This is a genomic window from Microbacterium sp. SYP-A9085 (genome assembly GCF_009649635.1).
In the GTDB taxonomy this organism is placed as follows: domain Bacteria; phylum Actinomycetota; class Actinomycetes; order Actinomycetales; family Microbacteriaceae; genus Microbacterium.
In genome coordinates, this window is the sequence record NZ_WJII01000002.1 from 1 (window position 1) to 16,402 (window position 16,402).

Annotated in this window: 19 protein-coding genes and 1 pseudogene; 11 read left to right on the forward strand and 9 right to left on the reverse strand. The window is 71.6% G+C overall.

What is annotated here, in order from left to right; all coding sequences use genetic code 11:
* Positions 1-208: pseudogene (locus GH740_RS13860) on the forward strand (HNH endonuclease); the annotation flags it as partial.
* 217 nt (positions 209-425) lie between these two features.
* On the opposite strand, the gene GH740_RS04810 reads toward GH740_RS13860, so the two are convergent.
* Entirely contained in the window at positions 426-1,169 is a 744-nt protein-coding gene (locus GH740_RS04810; protein ID WP_153745011.1) for a class I SAM-dependent methyltransferase, read from the reverse strand.
* 72 nt (positions 1,170-1,241) lie between these two features.
* On the opposite strand from GH740_RS04810, the gene GH740_RS04815 reads away from it, so the two are divergent.
* A complete protein-coding gene (locus GH740_RS04815; protein ID WP_367640699.1) occupies positions 1,242-1,847 on the forward strand; it encodes an exonuclease domain-containing protein in 606 nt (201 codons plus the stop codon).
* A gap of 8 nt (positions 1,848-1,855) precedes the next feature.
* On the opposite strand, the gene GH740_RS04820 is transcribed toward GH740_RS04815, so the two are convergent.
* Positions 1,856-2,482 (reverse strand): LysE family transporter, encoded by a 627-nt coding sequence (locus GH740_RS04820; protein WP_367640701.1) that lies wholly within the window; start codon positions 2,480-2,482, stop codon positions 1,856-1,858.
* A gap of 61 nt (positions 2,483-2,543) precedes the next feature.
* On the opposite strand from GH740_RS04820, the gene GH740_RS04825 reads away from it, so the two are divergent.
* The gene (locus tag GH740_RS04825; RefSeq protein ID WP_153745012.1) at positions 2,544-3,857 is read left to right on the forward strand and encodes a DNA recombination protein RmuC; all 1,314 of its coding nucleotides are present in this window, start codon (positions 2,544-2,546) and stop codon (positions 3,855-3,857) included.
* Here the strand turns inward: GH740_RS04825 and GH740_RS04830 are convergent.
* On the reverse strand, positions 3,838-4,080 hold the full coding sequence (locus tag GH740_RS04830) for a UDP-N-acetylmuramyl pentapeptide phosphotransferase (RefSeq protein WP_153745013.1): 243 nt from the start codon (positions 4,078-4,080) through the stop codon (positions 3,838-3,840). The genes GH740_RS04825 and GH740_RS04830 overlap by 20 nt on opposite strands.
* Before the next feature lie 207 nt (positions 4,081-4,287).
* Entirely contained in the window at positions 4,288-5,304 is a 1,017-nt protein-coding gene (gene glpX, locus GH740_RS04835) for a class II fructose-bisphosphatase (RefSeq protein ID WP_153745014.1), read from the reverse strand.
* A gap of 182 nt (positions 5,305-5,486) precedes the next feature.
* Between glpX and fbaA the strand changes: the two genes are divergently transcribed.
* Entirely contained in the window at positions 5,487-6,515 is a 1,029-nt protein-coding gene (fbaA, locus tag GH740_RS04840) for a class II fructose-bisphosphate aldolase (RefSeq protein WP_153745015.1), read from the forward strand.
* A gap of 3 nt (positions 6,516-6,518) precedes the next feature.
* On the opposite strand, the gene GH740_RS04845 is transcribed toward fbaA, so the two are convergent.
* From GH740_RS04845 to GH740_RS04865, 5 genes are read right to left on the reverse strand one after another with little or no spacing between them, the layout of a single operon-like run.
* Positions 6,519-7,205 carry an anti-sigma factor gene (locus GH740_RS04845; protein WP_153745016.1) on the reverse strand — a complete coding sequence of 229 codons (687 nt, stop codon included), beginning with the start codon at positions 7,203-7,205 and terminating at the stop codon, positions 6,519-6,521.
* Entirely contained in the window at positions 7,202-7,705 is a 504-nt protein-coding gene (locus GH740_RS04850) for a sigma-70 family RNA polymerase sigma factor (RefSeq protein ID WP_153745017.1), read from the reverse strand. Before GH740_RS04850 ends, GH740_RS04845 begins: the two co-directional genes overlap by 4 nt.
* Before the next feature lie 57 nt (positions 7,706-7,762).
* A complete protein-coding gene (locus GH740_RS04855) occupies positions 7,763-8,221 on the reverse strand; it encodes a hypothetical protein (RefSeq protein WP_153745018.1) in 459 nt (152 codons plus the stop codon).
* A gap of 12 nt (positions 8,222-8,233) precedes the next feature.
* Positions 8,234-8,761 carry a DUF6264 family protein gene (locus tag GH740_RS04860; protein WP_153745019.1) on the reverse strand — a complete coding sequence of 176 codons (528 nt, stop codon included), beginning with the start codon at positions 8,759-8,761 and terminating at the stop codon, positions 8,234-8,236.
* A complete protein-coding gene (locus GH740_RS04865) occupies positions 8,758-9,795 on the reverse strand; it encodes a 4-hydroxy-3-methylbut-2-enyl diphosphate reductase (RefSeq protein ID WP_153745020.1) in 1,038 nt (345 codons plus the stop codon). Before GH740_RS04865 ends, GH740_RS04860 begins: the two co-directional genes overlap by 4 nt.
* Positions 9,796-9,843: 48 nt before the next feature.
* On the opposite strand from GH740_RS04865, the gene xseA reads away from it, so the two are divergent.
* The 7 genes from xseA to GH740_RS04900 are packed head-to-tail and all read left to right on the forward strand — an operon-like array spanning position 9,844 to position 16,330.
* A complete protein-coding gene (gene xseA, locus GH740_RS04870) occupies positions 9,844-11,145 on the forward strand; it encodes an exodeoxyribonuclease VII large subunit (protein ID WP_153745021.1) in 1,302 nt (433 codons plus the stop codon).
* Positions 11,146-11,148: 3 nt separating this feature from the next.
* Positions 11,149-11,379 carry an exodeoxyribonuclease VII small subunit gene (locus GH740_RS04875; protein WP_153745022.1) on the forward strand — a complete coding sequence of 77 codons (231 nt, stop codon included), beginning with the start codon at positions 11,149-11,151 and terminating at the stop codon, positions 11,377-11,379.
* Positions 11,379-12,014 carry a DUF4245 family protein gene (locus tag GH740_RS04880; protein WP_153745023.1) on the forward strand — a complete coding sequence of 212 codons (636 nt, stop codon included), beginning with the start codon at positions 11,379-11,381 and terminating at the stop codon, positions 12,012-12,014. Before GH740_RS04875 ends, GH740_RS04880 begins: the two co-directional genes overlap by 1 nt.
* Positions 12,011-12,667, forward strand: coding sequence for a carbonic anhydrase (locus GH740_RS04885; RefSeq protein ID WP_153745024.1), 657 nt, complete (start codon positions 12,011-12,013; stop codon positions 12,665-12,667). The genes GH740_RS04880 and GH740_RS04885 overlap by 4 nt, the downstream gene beginning before the upstream one ends.
* A gap of 35 nt (positions 12,668-12,702) precedes the next feature.
* On the forward strand, positions 12,703-14,097 hold the full coding sequence (locus GH740_RS04890; protein WP_367640707.1) for a class II fumarate hydratase: 1,395 nt from the start codon (positions 12,703-12,705) through the stop codon (positions 14,095-14,097).
* A gap of 47 nt (positions 14,098-14,144) precedes the next feature.
* On the forward strand, positions 14,145-15,677 hold the full coding sequence (locus tag GH740_RS14035; RefSeq protein ID WP_367640709.1) for a sensor histidine kinase: 1,533 nt from the start codon (positions 14,145-14,147) through the stop codon (positions 15,675-15,677).
* Positions 15,674-16,330 carry a response regulator transcription factor gene (locus GH740_RS04900; protein ID WP_153745025.1) on the forward strand — a complete coding sequence of 219 codons (657 nt, stop codon included), beginning with the start codon at positions 15,674-15,676 and terminating at the stop codon, positions 16,328-16,330. Before GH740_RS14035 ends, GH740_RS04900 begins: the two co-directional genes overlap by 4 nt.
* The last annotated feature ends 72 nt before the right edge of the window (positions 16,331-16,402 follow it).

Below are 16,402 nucleotides of genomic sequence, written 5' to 3' on the forward strand. Positions count from 1 at the left end.
CGACATCGACCGCGGCATCCTGCTGTGCCGGTTCCACCACATGCACCTGCACCACGGACGCTGGCGAATCACCCGGGACGGGACACGCGACTTCGTGCTGCACCCACCCGGCGGGGCGCCACCCATCGTCCTGACCACCCGGCTGGCCCGCCAATACCTCTGGCGCACGACCCCACCGCCGCCACGCTTCCGACCCGCCGCCGCGTGACCACGGGGTAAAGACGCGACTTCACCGCAAGAGCTCGCCACAATCGACGGACGCGTCCCGGCCGTTGCTTCCTGGCTTCATCGTCAGCCCTCCGTACGACCGGGACGCACGGTACGCGAGAGCGCCAGACGGATCAGCTTCGAACGCCGTCTCAGCAACTGCCGTCCCCGCCGGAGTGAGCCCGCCGGAGCAGCGCCCCAGGCCGTCGGGCCGCGCCTCAGGGCCGGCGCGCGCGGAACGCGGTCGTCACGTACGGCAGCTCGATCACGGCATCCCCGACCGCACCGATCCGGTCGAACACCGCGCTCAGCTCCCGATCGATGCGCTCCCGCTCGTCCTGCTCGGCGGTGATCACGTAGCTGCGCGAATGCACCATGTCCAGCAGTCCGGCACGCGTCATCGCGCGACGCCACGGCCATGACCGCGACTCGAGCCGACCGAACGGCGCCGTCACGGTCGGTCCGCCCGACGCCATCATCACCTCGGCCGCGCTGCCGTGCATGATCGCGCTCATCTCGGCGACCCACTCCACGCTCTCGTCGCGGATGTTCCAGATGAGCCCGAGCACTCCCCCCGGCCGCAGCACGCGCGCCGTCTCGGCGCTCGCCGCCGGTGGGTCCACCCAGTGCCACGCCTGCCCGAACACGACAGCGTCGAATCCGCCGTCCGGCAGCGGCAGCTTCTCCCCCGTGCCCACGAACGTCGGCACATCCGGCAGCGCCACCAGCTCCAGCATCGCCGGGTCCGGATCGATCGCCACCACGTCGGCATCCATCTCCACCAGCACCCGGGTCAGCTTTCCGGTGCCCGCGCCGACGTCCGCCACCCGCGGCCGACGATCCGCACCGCGCACGGGCTCCAGCATCCACGCCACCGCCTGGGCAGGGTACTCGGGTCGCCCCGCGTCGTACACACCGGCGGCGCTGCCGAACGAGCGGGACATCTCTTCGCGTGTGGCCATGCGTCGACCTTACGACCGGCGCTTCCGGCGCGCCTCCCTCCGGCGCCGAGCCCCGCGCGCGAGAGTTGTCGCGTGCCCCTGGATTTCACCGCCATCGACTTCGAGACGGCGAATTCCAGTTCTGCCTCGGCGTGCGCGGTAGGACTCGTCCGCGTCCGGGCCGGGCACGTCGTCGCCCGTGCCGGCTGGCTGATCCGTCCCCCGGACGGATACGACCGCTTCTTCGACGTGAACATCGGCATCCACGGCATCCACCCCGAGGACGTCGTCGATGCGAAGACGTGGAGCGAGCAGCTCGACGACATCGCCGCGTTCGCCGGCGCCGACGTGCTCGTCGCCCACAACGCCGGCTTCGACATGGCAGTGATCCGCCGCGCCTGCGACGCGACCGGCGACGCGTGCCCGCCCTATCGCTACCTGTGCACGCTGCAGCTGGCCCGCAAGGCGTACACGCTCCCCTCGTACCGGCTGCCCGTCGCGGCCGCCGAAGCCGGATTCGGCTCCTTCGCGCATCACGAGGCGACAGCGGATGCCGAGGCCTGCGCGCACATCGTCATCGACACCGCGCGCCGCGCCGGGGCCGCCGACATCCACGACCTCGCCCGCACGCACGGCATCGCCGTCAAGGCGCTCGACGCCGGTGCGGACCTCCACGAACCGGTGTTCACCGCGGCCTGACGGCCGCCTCAGTGCACGAGCAGCAGGAGCCCCGCTACGGCGATGAACAGGCTCCCGAACACCATGTCGAGGATCTTCTGGCCGCGCGGAGTGCGCACGAACCGCCGGAACGGCTTCGCGGCTGCGGCGAAGAAGAACCACATCACGAGCACGTCCACGACGATCACCGTCGCGATGAGGATCAGGTACTGACCCAGCGCTGGACGATCGAGCCGGATGAACTGCGGCACGAACGCGAGGAAGAACACTATCGCCTTCGGGTTGAGAAGGTTCACCCAGAAGCCACGACGCACCATCGACATCGCGCCCTCGCGGCGCCGTGACGGGTCCGCGACATCCGCCGCCACGACGGGGCGGGTGACGATCATCCGCACCCCGAGGAACACCAGGTAGGCCGCGCCCAGGTACCGGATGATCTCGAACAGCACCTCGGACCGCGCCACGAGCAGTCCGACCCCGGCGGCGACGATCGCCACGTGCACGACGAGTGCGAGCTGCTGACCTATCACACCCCAGATCGACCGGCGCCATCCCTCGTTCAGCGCGTTCGACATCGTGTTGATGGCCCCGGCACCCGGGGTGAAGCTGATCACCACGCAGGCGGCGAGCAGAGAGAGCCAGACCGTCCACGTCACCGGAATATCCTATGGGGCGCGTCGCGGGCTCGATGTCGGAGGGTCCCGCCATGCTGGGCGCATGGATGTCATCACCGTGCTCATCGCCATCGTCGCCCTCGCCGCCGGCGCCGCCGCCGGCTGGGTCGTGCGCGGCGCGCGTGCCGCGCAGGCGACCGCCGACCTGGGCTCTCGGGCATCCGCCGCTGAGGCCGCGACGCGTGTGCTGCAGCAGCAGCTGGAGCTGCAGGAGCACCGCCTGGACGAGGCGGCCGACCGTGCCCGGGCCGAGCGGACGGAGCGGGAGGAGCGCGAGCGCCGCGAGCAGGCCGTCCTGCGCGCGCTGGCGCCGGTGCGCGAGTCCCTGCAGGCGATGCAGCGCAAGGTCGAGGACCTCGAGCGCGACCGCCACGTCCAGTTCGGATCCGTCGCCGAGCAGCTGCAGCGCACCGCCGAGACCGGGGAGGCGCTGCGCGCCACGGCTGAGTCCCTCGCCGGGGCGCTCCGCTCGGGCACCACGCGCGGGGTGTGGGGCGAGACGCAGCTGCGGCGGGTCGTGGAGGCGGCGGGCCTCACGCAGCACGTGGACTTCGAGCTGCAGGCCTCGATAGCGACGGATGCCGGAGCCGGACGGCCCGACATGGTGATCCGCCTGCCCGGCGCGAAGTCGCTCGCGGTCGACGCGAAGGTGCCCCTGGACGCCTATCTGGAGGCCGCGGCGATCCCGGTCACGGCCACCGGCGACGAGGCCGCGCGGCGGCAGACGCTCCTGCAGCGGCACGTCAAGGCCGTGCGCACACACATCGACGCCCTGGCCAAGAAGACGTACTGGGCAGGACTGGACTCGAGCCCCGAGTTCGTGATCTGCTTCATCCCCAGCGAGTCGCTGCTGGCCGCGGCGCTCGAGGAGGATCCGGCGCTGCTGGAGTACGCGTTCGGCAAGCGCGTGGCGCTGGCCTCGCCGGTGAACCTCTGGGCGGTGCTGAAGACCGTCGCCTACACGTGGACGCAGCAGGACGTCTCACAGGAGGCACGGCGGCTCTTCGACCTCGGCAACGAGCTGTATGGCCGCCTCGCCTCGCTGGCCGGTCACGCGGACGACCTGCGCCGCGCCATCGAGCGCACTGTCGACAGCTACAACAGGTTCGCCGGATCACTCGAGTCGCGGGTGCTGGTCAGCGCGCGCCGCTTCCCGGGCATCGACCAGACCAAGCTCGACGCGCTGGAAGGCCCTGCGGTCATCGAGAAGGGCACGAAACGGCTGACGGCGCCCGAACTCCTCGGCACCATGTCAGCCGAGGGCGAGTCTCTGCTGGACGATCACGCCCTCACCGCGGACGTGGGCGACGTGCGCGGCCGCGCCGAGGCGCCGGAGGTCAGTGACCGCCGGGGATGAAGCTGAGCAGCGCGATGACACCGCACGAGACAGTCGCGAAAGCACCGATCATCCACCAGGCCGAGATCTGCTCGCCGTCCTCGTGACGCACGCGGAACAGGACGTCCGGGCGACGCGCCGGGTCCAGCTCGACCTTCTTGTGCGCTCCGGTGCGGGACAACGCATCCGCGACAACGGCGTGCGCACCCGTGCGGGGCTGCGTGTCACCGGCCTGTACTGCCATCGTGCGCCTCCTGTTCGGTCGGCGCCCCCGCCCAGGGACAAGAAGCACAACGACCGGCACGATTCTGGCACGACAGACTGAGAATGCGACGCATTTCACGCAACATGGGACCCAATCGTCACATTGGCCACGCCAGTCACGGAGATGAGCGGGCTCTCACGAAGCCGTTGTCGCCCGCTCAGCGTCGGCAGGCGCCCGCCGACGCCCTCAGAGCCACTTGGAGACCAGGTGCTCCGACGAGATCCGCCGCAGCGTGCCGGACGCCCCGCGCAGCACCACGCTCTCGGTGTAGACGTACCCCGCGTCGCGGCGCACACCGGCCACGAGCTCGCCGTTCGTGACACCGGTTGCGACGAAGATCGTGTTGTTTCCGCGCACCAGCTCGTCGGCCTCGTACACATAGCCGTCGAGGTTCAGCCCGGCGTCGACGCCGCGCTGCTTCTCGTCGTCGTCGCGCGGCCACAGCCGCCCCTGGATGTGCCCGCCCAGCGCCTTGATGGCGCACGCGGTGACGATGCCCTCGGGGCTCCCGCCGACGCCGACGCAGATGTCGGTGAGACCGTCGTGCCGTGCCGCGTTGATGCCGCCCGCGACATCCCCGTCGCTCATCAGCCGGGTGCCTGCGCCGGCCTCGCGGATCTCCTCGATCAGCTGATCGTGGCGCGGCCGATGCAGGACCGAGACCACCATCTCCTCGACGGGCTTGCCCAGCGCCTTGGCCAGGCGGCGGATGTTCTCGCCGATCGGGAGCCGGATGTCGACGACGCCGACGCCGGCGGGCCCGGTGACGAGCTTGTCCATGTAGAACACGCTCGACGCGTCGAGCATCGTCCCGTGATCGGACACCGCTATCACCGACAGCGCGTTGTTGCGCCCCGCCGCCGTCAGCGACGTGCCGTCGATCGGGTCGACGGCGACGTCGCACTTCGGCCCGGTGCCGTTGCCGACCCGCTCGCCGTTGAACAGCATGGGCGCGTGATCCTTCTCGCCTTCGCCGATCACTATCGTCCCGTCGAAGCTGACCGTGGTCAGGAACGCCCGCATGGCGTCGACGGCCGCGCCGTCCGCGGCCTCCTTCCGGCCGCGGCCGATGAACGGCACCGCGCGGATGGAGGCGGCCTCCGTCGCCCGCACGAGCTCGAGCGCCATGTTGCGATCGGGGCGCAACGGGGCTCCGGTCGCGCCGTCGGCGTGCGAATTGATGTCGGCCGTGAGACTCACCATGCCGCCACGATATTCGACCCGACGGCAGGATTCCGTCCCATCCGGCCGCTCGTGCGGCGAAGGATGCCGGATTCTTTCGTCCTGGTCATCTCACACCCTCTCGGGGCCCCGTCCCGCGCCTCGCCGGCGCGAAGACCGCTTCGCTAGAGTTGACACGATCCTAACGAGAAGGAGCGCCCGCCATGCCCGTCGCCACCCCCGAACAGTACGCAGAGATGCTCGACCGTGCGAAGGCGGGCGGCTTCGCCTACGCGGCGATCAACGTGTCCAGCTCGCAGACGATCAACGCGGTGCTGCAGGGCCTGACCGACGCCGGCTCCGACGGCATCCTGCAGGTCACCACCGGCGGCGCCGACTACTTCGCCGGCCAGTCTGTGAAGGCCCGCGCGACCGGCGCGCTCGCGTTCGCGCGCTACGCCACCGAGGTGGCCAAGAGCTACCCGATCACGGTGGCCCTGCACACCGACCATTGCCCGAAGCCGGCCCTCGAGGACTTCGTCCTGCCGCTGATCGCCGCCTCCGAGGAGGAGGTCAAGGCCGGGCGCAACCCGATCTTCCAGTCGCACATGTGGGACGGGTCGGCGGTGCCGCTGGATGAGAACATCCAGATCGCCAAGGACCTCCTGCCCCGCATGAAGAACATCAACGCGATCCTCGAGGTCGAGATCGGCGTGGTCGGGGGCGAGGAGGACGGCGTCAAGCACGAGGGCGCCAACGAGGCGCTGTACACGACGGTCGGGGATGTCACGAAGGCGGTCGAGGCGCTCGGTCTCGGCGAGAACGGCCGTTACATCGCCGCGCTGACGTTCGGCAACGTGCACGGCGTGTACAAGCCCGGCAACGTCAAGCTGCGCCCCGACCTGCTCGGCGAGATCCAGGCGGGCATCGCCGAGCGCTTCGGACACGGCCCGAAGCCGCTGGACCTCGTCTTCCACGGCGGCTCCGGCTCCTCCGACGAGGAGATTGCGGTGGCCGTCGGCAACGGCGTCGTGAAGATGAACATCGACACCGACACCCAGTATGCGTTCACCCGGTCGGTCGCCGGCTACATGTTCACGAACTACGACGGCGTCCTGAAGGTCGACGGCGAGGTCGGCAGCAAGAAGCAGTACGACCCGCGCGCGTGGGGCAAGGTCGCCGAGTCGGCGATGGCCGCTCGCGTCGTGGAGGCCACGAAGCAGCTGGGTTCGTTCGGCAAGAGCCAGTCCTAGCCCTCAGCGCCGCAGCGTGTGCTGCATCAGCACGGTGCCGGTGTCGGACCGGATCTCGACGGCGCGGATGTCGCCCATCGGCGTGGCGGTCGCTGCGCTGAGCCGCGCGTCGGTCCCGGGGCCGGCGCTCCACGTGGACACCGTGGTCGCCGTGCCCTGCCCGTCCACCACGGCGAGCGAGTACCGCCGGGCGTACCCCGCAGGTCCGGCCGGGTAGCGGCAGTCCAGGTCGATCCGGGTCCCCCAGTCGGCCGCGCTCAGGCGCACGGATGCCACGAGCGGCACGTCCGCGACGTCCTGCAGCGCGAACGCGGTGACCGGCGCCGAGATCGACGCCATCGTCACGGGCACCGCCACCGCGCCGGCGACCAGGGCGGCCGCCGCGACCGCGGCGACCCATCGGGTGCGCCGGCGGCGTCGCCGCCGGGCGCGGTCGAGCACCGCGAGGCCCGCGGCAATGGCGGCGTCCGCCTGCGCGTCGGATGGCGCCTGTTCGGCGCCGAGGCGCCCGGCGTCCTCTGCGCTGATCCGCGGCAGCAGGGCCACCGTGGACGCGAGCTCGGCGAGAGCCTGCCGGCACGACACGCAACCCTCCAGGTGCGACTCGTATTCACGCCGCTCCCCGGCCGTGAGGGCGCCGATGGCGTACGCGGCATCCCAGTCCGCATACTGCACATGACCGGTGGTCATCGCGTCACCCCCCGCTCCTGCAACGCGAGCCGCAGCGCACGCAGCCCGTAGTGCAGCCGCGACTTCACGGTCCCCTCCGGGATGTCCAGCTCCACGGCGGCTTGCGCGACGCTGCGGCCCCCGTAGTACGCGGTGACGATCACGGCGCGATGCTCGGCGCTCAGCGCCCGCAGCGCCTCCTCGATGAGGATCGCCTCGAACAGCCGCTCCGTGTCGTCGGCCGCCTCGCGCTCAGGCGGGTCGGCGACCGGGTTCTCGTGACGGCGCCGGGCACTGCGGGCCTCGTCGACGACGAGGTGACGGGCGACCGTGATCATCCAGGCGCGGGCGGTAGACGGGTCCTGTTCGAGGATCCGCGGACTGCGCCAGGCGCGCAGCAGCGTCTCCTGCACTATGTCGTCGGCGCCGGCGCGGTCACCGGTGAGGGACACCACGTACCGCCACACCGGTCGGGCGTGGGCGTCATACAGCGCCGTGAGCCGTTCGTCCACCTCCCGCATCCCCACCTCCTCATCAGGGAAACGACACGGGGCCGTGCGGGGTTCACTCGGCGCCGGTCACCGTCCTATCGTGGTCACCCGCTGCCCGTCCGGCGACAGCAGCCACCACACCCCGCCGATCCCCTGCCCCTTGATCATGCCCGCGCCGGTGTCGCCGTCGAAGTAGTACAGCGGCCGGCCGTCCAGGGTGACCTGGTAGCCGCCGCCCTCGGCGGGGATCTCGCCGACGGTCGCGGTCAGGCCCTGCCCCTGCGGCGTCCGGGACACCGTGGTCACCGCCGGCCACGCGGCCAGGCACGATCCGGTGCAGCTGCTGCGCGCCGCGCCCGGTGCGTCCTCCGTGTACAGGTAGACGGCACGGCCGGCGGCATCCACCACCACGTCGCCGGCGCTGGTCGTCACCGCCTTCAGAACCACGGCGGGTCCGTCATCGGGCGCGCATCCGACGACGATGCCGGCGGCTGCGCACAGCAGCGCCGCAAGAGCCAGGGCCGAGAACACACGCGTCACTCTCATGCGACAAGTCTGCTACCTCAGGTAGCCCAGGAACGCGGGATCGGCCATCAGCGGGACCGACACGCACGCCGACACGACGACATACGTGAGGATCGCGCCCACCACCGGGATCCACCACGCCCGGCGTCCGCGGCGCAGCGTGCGCACCGACAGCCACGCGGTGGCCGCGTACCCGAGCAGCAGGACGACCGCCGCGATGACCCCCCACACCCGCGCGGCCGGGGTGTCCGTGAACGTCCCGGCGATGCCCATCATCCGGTACGTCATGTCGGCGACCGCCGGCAGGTCCAGGAACGACACGAGCGACAGCGCGACGTTGACGGCGCCGTAGACCAGCAGCGCGATGGTGACGATGCGGTCGACGGGATGCTGCGTGCGGACGGGCTGCGGGACTCCCGCCGCTCCCCATGTGGGGGCGGGCGGGGCCGCGGTCGGCGCCGGGGCGTCGTGCACGGGATGGCCGATCCGCGCGCGCTGCTCCTCCGGGGTCGCGTACTCGCCGTACCGGGGCTGCTCCCGGTCGGGTCCCTGGCCGCTCATCGGCGTCCGCCTTTCGTGCGCAGCGGACCGGGCAGGGCGAACGAGACGTCCTCCTGCGCGGTGTGCACCTCATGGATGTCGCGGTAGCCGGCGGCGGCGAGGTCGGCGAGCACGCCCTGCACGAGCACCTCGGGAACGGACGCGCCGCTGGTCACGCCCACGGTGGCCACACCGTCCAGCCACTCCTGCCGGATCTCGCCGGCGTCGTCCACGCGGTGCGCCGCGCGCGCCCCCTGCGCGAGGGCCACCTCGACGAGGCGGACGCTGTTGGACGAGTTCGCCGAGCCGACCACGATGACGAGGTCCGCGTCCGCCGCTATCGCCGTGACCGCGGTCTGCCGGTTCTGCGTCGCGTAGCAGATGTCGTCCGAGGGCGGGTCGTGCAGTTCGGGGAACCGGGCCCGCAGGCGCTGCACGGTCTGAAGCGTCTCGTCCACCGACAGCGTCGTCTGCGACAGCCACACGAGCCGCGATGGGTCGCGCACCTGCACGGTGTCGGCCTCGTCCGGCGAGCCCACCACGGTGACGCGCTCCGGCGCCTCCCCGGCGGTGCCCTCCACCTCTTCGTGCCACGCATGGCCGATCAGCAGGATGTCGTATCCGTCGCGCGCGAAGCGGACCGCCTCGCTGTGCACCTTCGTGACCAGCGGGCAGGTGGCGTCGATGGCCTGCAGACCCCGCCGGGCCGCAGCATCCCGCACCGCCGGCGCGACCCCATGCGCGCTGAACACGACGTGCGCGCCCTCCGGCACTTCGTCGACCTCGTCGACGAACACAGCGCCCTTGCCCTCCAGCTCGGCGACGACGTGGAGGTTGTGCACTATCTGCTTGCGCACGTACACGGGGGACCCGAACCGCTCGAGTGCCCGCTCCACGGCGACGACCGCGCGATCGACGCCGGCGCAGTATCCACGGGGCGCGGCCAGCAGCACCCGCTTGTGTCCGGGGACCGGGATATCCTGGAGCGGCTCGCGCCGCTGCGCCCGTGGCACCGGGATCCGGGGCACGGGCAGGCGGACGGCAGAAGCGCTCATCCCACCGATTCTAGGGTCGCGCCCTGGGTACCGCCCCGGAAGGACACCATGACGACGTTCCGCCCCGAGACCGTGCCCGGCCAGGCACCGCCTCCGGACGCCGTCCACCCGCGGGACTCGCGAAGCGAGGCCCCCACGTCGGTGTCGCGTCTGAACGAGACGATCAACGGCTTCGTCCAGCGCTGGGGCTCGGTGTGGGTCGAGGGCGAGGTGACGTCATGGAATCTGCGCGGCGGCGCCGTGTACGGGCGCCTGAAGGACCTCGGCACCGACGCGACGCTGTCGTTCCGGCTCTGGTCGAGCGTGCGCGCGCGGATGTCCGACGCCATCCGGGTCGGGGACCGGGTCGTGGCGTGCGTGAAGGCCGACTATTACGTCAAGGGCGGCGACTTCACTTTCGCGGTGTCGCAGATGCGGCATGCCGGGTTGGGCGACCAGCTCGAGCGGCTGGAGCGCCTGCGCGCGCAGCTGCGCCGCGAGGGCCTTTTCGATCCCTCCCGCAAGAAGCCGATCCCATTCCTGCCGCAGTGCATAGGCCTTGTCACCGGGGAGCGCAGCGACGCGGAGAAGGATGTGCACCGCAACGCCGAGCTGCGCTGGCCGCAGGTGCGGTTCCGCACCGTGCACGCCGCGGTGCAGGGCGACCGCTGCGTGCCCGAAACGCTGGCCGCGCTGAAGAAGCTCGATGCCGACCCCGAGGTGGACGTCATCATCATCGCCCGCGGCGGCGGCGACCCGCAGGCGCTGCTGGGGTTCAGCGACGAGCGGCTGCTGCGCGCGGTGGCGGCGACGCTCACCCCGGTGGTCAGCGCCATCGGCCACGAGAACGACCATCCGCTGCTGGACGACGTGGCGGACCTGCGGGCGTCCACGCCGACCGACGCCGCCAAACGGGTGGTGCCGGATGTCGGCGAGCAGCGGGCCCTCGTCGGCCAGCTGCGTGCGCGCCTGACAATGCGCCTGACCACCCGCGTGGGCCACGACATGGCGCAGCTCGAGCAGCTGCGCTCACGCCCGGTGCTGCGCGAGCCGGAGTCGCTGCTGTCCGGCCGCACGCACGACCTGTTCCTGCTGGCCGCGCGGGGGCGCGAGGTCGTCGACCGCCGGATGGACGTGCAGGCCCGGCGCGTGGCCGAGCTGCGGGCGACGCTGCGGGCGCTCTCCCCCGGCGCGACCCTTGCCCGCGGCTACGCGATAGCGCACACCGGGGATGGGCGGATCCTGCGCGACGCCGGCCAGGCGCCGGCGGGCACCCCGCTCACGGTCACCCTGGAGCGCGGATCGCTCGCGGCGACCTCCGACGGCGAGGTGCCGGAATCGGCGCCGGCGGACGGCGGAACTAAGCTATAAGGCATGACCGAACCCAGCGATGACGTGGCCGACGTCGCGTCTCTGTCGTTCGAGCAGGCGCGCGACGAGCTCGTCCGCGTCGTCACCGAACTCGAGCAGGGCGCGCCCACCCTGGAGCAGTCGCTGACGCTGTGGGAGCGGGGCGAAGCCCTCGCGAACCGCTGTGAGCAGTGGCTGCTGGGCGCCAAGCAGCGCCTGGACGCCGCGCGCAGCCAGGCCGAGGCGGGATCCTGATGGCCGGCACCGGGCGGGTGGTCGCCGAGCTCGGGCGCCCCGAGACCCCCGACGAGGCTGCGGCGCGCAAGGCGGAGTCCTCCCGCGTGTACCGGTCCAGCCAGACCGTCCGCAATCTCGTGGCGGCGCTGCTGGCGACCCTGGCCGTCGTCGCGGTCATCGTGTTCATGGTCCCGCGCGGATCGTTCGCGCCCGACCGCTCCATCGACGTCGCCGCCGTCGCGAAGGACGCCGCCGCGGCGTACGGCCACACCGTCGTCATCCCGCAGGTGCCGTCGGACTGGCACGTCAACTCCGCGGCCGTGGCCGGAGACCAGACCCCCACGTGGACGATCGTGTACGCGACGCACGAAGCGAGCGGCTTCCTCCGCGTCGCGCAGGGCTTCGACGCCGACACCGCGTGGGACGCCCGGCTGCTTCAGGGCGCGGCGCCGCAGGGCACCGTCGACGTGGACGGCATCGCCTGGACCCGGTATGCGACGACCGCGGGCAGCGGCAACATCACGTATGCGATAGCCACCGCCGCCGGCGCCGACCGCATCCTCGTCTACGGCGACACCGATGCCGCCACCGCCGCGAAGGCGGCGGCGGGACTGACCGACCAGATCCGCAGCATGCGGGAGGAGAACAGATGACAACGACGCGCGTACGGCTGACACCGCAGCAGGCGTGGGATCGACTCGCGGAGGGCAACACGCGCTTCGTGGAGGGCACGGTCCTGCACCCTCGCCAGAGCCCCGACCGACGTCGTGAGCTCACCGACGGTCAGCACCCGCACGCGGTCGTCTTCGGCTGCTCCGACTCCCGGCCCGCGTCCGAGATAGTGTTCGACGAGGGCCTGGGCGACATGTTCGTGGTCCGCAACGCCGGGCAGGTCGTCTCCCCCTCGGCGGTGGGCAGCATCGAGTTCGCCGTCGCCGTCCTCGACGTCCCGCTCCTAGTCGTGCTCGGCCATGAGGCCTGCGGCGCCGTGCGCGCCGCGATCGACAGCACCCGTCCCGACGCCCCGGAGCTGCCCGCGCAGATCTGGCGGCTGATAGCCCCGATCGTCCCCACCGTGCACCGCGTCGCCCGCAGCACCCGCAGCGACCCGTCCGGCGTGGATGCCGCCGTCGTCGGCCGCGAGCACCTCAGCGAGACGGTGCAGGAGCTGCTGCAGGCTTCCCCGCTCATCGCCGACGCGGTCGCCGCCGGCCGCCTCGGCATCGTCGGCGCCGTGTACCAGCTCGGCGAGGGCACCGTCGTGCCGCATGTCGTCGAAGGCGCCCTGACCGTCGCCGGCAAGTAGCGACCCGAACCCTGTTTTCCCAGAGGAGCCACACAGTGACCGACACCGAGTACCGCATCGAACACGACACGATGGGCGAGGTGCGTGTGCCCGCCTCCGCCCTGTACGGGGCGCAGACGCAGCGCGCCGTGGACAACTTCCCCATCTCCGGCAAGGGCCTGGAGCCCGCGCAGATCGCCGCGCTGGCGCGGATCAAGAAGGCGGCGGCCCGCGCCAACGCGGAGCTCGGGGTCCTCGACGGCGCCATCGCCGACGCGATCGCCGACGCCGCCGACGAGGTCATCGCCGGCGACCACGACGACCAGTTCCCGGTGGACACGTACCAGACCGGCTCGGGCACCAGTTCGAACATGAACATGAACGAGGTGCTCGCGACCCTCGCCGGCCACCACCTGGGCGCCGCGGTCCACCCGAACGACCACGTGAACGCGTCGCAGTCCTCGAATGACGTGTTCCCCACGTCCGTGCACATCGCCGTCACGCAGGCGCTGATCGACGACCTCATCCCGGCGCTGGACCACCTCGCTGTCGCGTTCGAGGCGAAGGCGGAGCTGTGGAAGGACGCCGTCAAGTCCGGCCGCACGCACCTGATGGACGCGACGCCGGTCACGCTCGGGCAGGAGTTCGGCGGCTACGCCCGCCAGATGCGCCTGGGCATCGAGCGGGTGCGCGCGGCGCTGCCCCGCGTCGCGGAGGTGCCGCTGGGAGGCACCGCCGTGGGCACCGGCATCAACACGCCGGTCGGGTTCCCGCAGAAGGTCCTGGAGCTGCTGGCCGCCGAAACCGAGCTGCCGATCACCGAGGCGAAGAACCACTTCGAGGCGCAGGCGAACCGCGACGGCCTCGTCGAGGCATCCGGCGCCCTGCGCACGATCGCGGTGTCGCTGACGAAGATCAACAACGACCTGCGCTGGATGGGGTCCGGGCCCAACACGGGCCTGGGCGAGCTGCACATCCCCGACCTGCAGCCGGGCTCGTCGATCATGCCCGGCAAGGTGAACCCGGTGATCCCCGAGGCCACGCTCATGGTGTGCGCACGCGTGATCGGCAACGACGCGACCGTCGCGTGGGCCGGCGCCTCCGGCGCGTTCGAGCTGAACGTGGCGATCCCGGTGATGGGCACCGCGCTCCTGGAGTCGGTCCGGCTGCTCGCCAACGCCATGCGGGTCCTCGCCGACAAGACCGTCGACGGCCTCGAGGCGAACCTGGAGCGCACCGCCGCTTTCGCCGGGATGTCGCCGTCGATCGTGACGCCGCTGAACAAGGTCATCGGGTACGAGGCGGCCGCCAAGATCGCCAAGCACGCGGTGGCGGAGGGCATCACCGTGCGCGAGGCCGTGATAGCGCTCGGCTACGTCCAGCGCGGCGAGATCACCGAGGAGCAGCTGGATGCCAAGCTCGACCTGCTGTCGATGACGCACGCGGGGTGACGGGGCGGGATCTCGTGCCGCCCGACGCGTCGGGCGATAATGGCCTCGTGCAGCGCACGCATCGGCCCATCTCGGCTCGCACCCGCATCCTGGGCGCGATCCTCGCCGTGGCGTGCGTCGGCCTGTCCGTCGTGGGCGGCGTGACGTTCCTGGTCCAACGCGAGCGGGTGCTCTCCGGTATCGACGAGCGGCTCGTGGCGCAGGTCTCGATGCTGCGCACGGTGGCCTCCGGATCCCCGCAGGCCACGCCCCCGCCGGGAAGCTCCGACGAGGCGACGACGGCCACCGAGGACATCGACATCGACGACTACACGTCGGTGGCTGACTACCTGCACGCGGCTGTCGCACGCCTGGTCCCCGCGCAGAACGAGGGATCGGTCGCGGTCGTCAACGGCACCCCCCGTTTCCAGCCGGAGACCCTCAGCGGCTTCGACGTGTCGGGCGACACCGACCTCATAGCGCGCGCCGTCGGCGAGGCGCAGACGGCGGGGACGGCGGTGATGGGCACCGCGACGACGTCCTCCGGGTCACTGCGGTACATCGCCGTCCCGGTGACGATGACCGGCGACACCGACACCGGCGTGTACATCCGCGCCGTCGACCTCGACGCGGAGCTCGGCCCGGTGACGGCATCCGTCATCACGTACGGGATAGCGGCGCTCGTGATGCTCCTGGCGATCGGCGGGGTGGGCTGGTTCGTCGCCGGCCGGCTGCTGTCCCCCATCCGCCACCTGCGCGACACCGCGGACGCGATCACCCTCGCCGACCTGGGCGCGCGCATCCCCGCGCAGGGCAACGACGACATCTCCGACCTCACCCGCACCGTGAACTCGATGCTCGACCGGCTGGAGGGCTCGGTCGACGTGCAACGGCAGCTCCTGGACGACGTGCGCCACGAGCTGAAGACGCCGATCACGATCGTGCGCGGACATCTCGAGCTCATGAACACCGGCGACCCGGACGACGTCGCGAACACGCGGGCCCTGGGCATCGCCGAGCTGGACCGGATGACACGGCTCGTCGAGGACATCGACATGCTGGCCACCGTCGAAGGCGGCGAGCAGTTCACGATGCGCGAGGTCGACGTGGCCGCGCTCACCCGCCGGGTCGGCGAGCTCGTGGCGGTAATCCCCGGCCACGCGTGGAGCACCGCCGCGACCGCCGATGTGCGCGTGCAGGGCGAGCCGGACCGGCTGCTGCAGGCGTGGCTGCAGCTGGCCGACAACGCCGCCAAGTACACGCCGCAGGGCGCTCCCGTGGAGGTCGGCAGCACCGCCACCTCCGACGAGGTGCGCCTGTGGGTCCGCGATCACGGCGCCGGCATAGCCCCCGCGGTCCGCCACCGCATCTTCCGCCGGTTCGACCGCGCGGGCGGCAAGCGCGCTGTGGGAGGATCGGGCCTGGGCCTGGCGATTGTGGACGCCATCGTCAAGGCCCACGGCGGCAGGTGCGAGGTGACCGACACGCCCGGAGGGGGCGCCACCTTCATCATCCGGGTGCCCGTGCGTGCCGGAGCAGTGACGCTCCCGATGCCGGTGCGCGCCGGGGATGTCGTGCTCCAACGAGAGGCAGCGGAATGACACGGATTCTCATCGCCGAGGACGAACCCCATATCTCGGCGTTCGTCCGCCGGGGCCTCGAATCGGCGGGGTACGAGGGCGTCATCGTCGAGGACGGCATAGCGGCGTTCGAGGCCGCGCAGGCCGGCGATGTGGATCTGCTGCTGCTGGACATCGGGCTACCCGGCATGGACGGGTTCGAGGTGCTGCGGGCGCTGCGCGACGCCGGCTCCACGCTGCCGGTGATCATGCTCACCGCCCGCACGAGCACCCAGGACACCGTGGAGGGCCTGGAGGCGGGCGCGAACGACTACGTGCCCAAGCCGTTCACGTTCGAGGAGCTGCTGGCCCGCGTGCGGTCACGGCTGCGGGAGGCGTCGCCGCACAGCACCTACCTCCTGTCCCGCGATGATGTCGTGCTGGATCTGCTGGCGCGCCGGGCGACCGTGGGCGATCGCGAGATCGAGCTGTCCGCGCGCGAGTTCACGCTCGCCGAGCAGTTCCTGCGCCACCCGGGCGAGGTGCTCACCCGGGAGTGGCTGCTGAGCGAAGTGTGGGGGCTGAACTTCGATCCCGGCTCGAACGTCGTCGACGTGTACGTGCGGTACCTGCGCGGCAAGCTCGGCCACGGACGCATCACCACGGTCCGCGGCGCCGGCTACCGCTGGGGCTGAGCGCTCCGGGTGCGAGAGAACCCCCGGCGCTGGGGGACGCCGGGGGTTGAGGCGGGAGGCGGCAGATGCCGG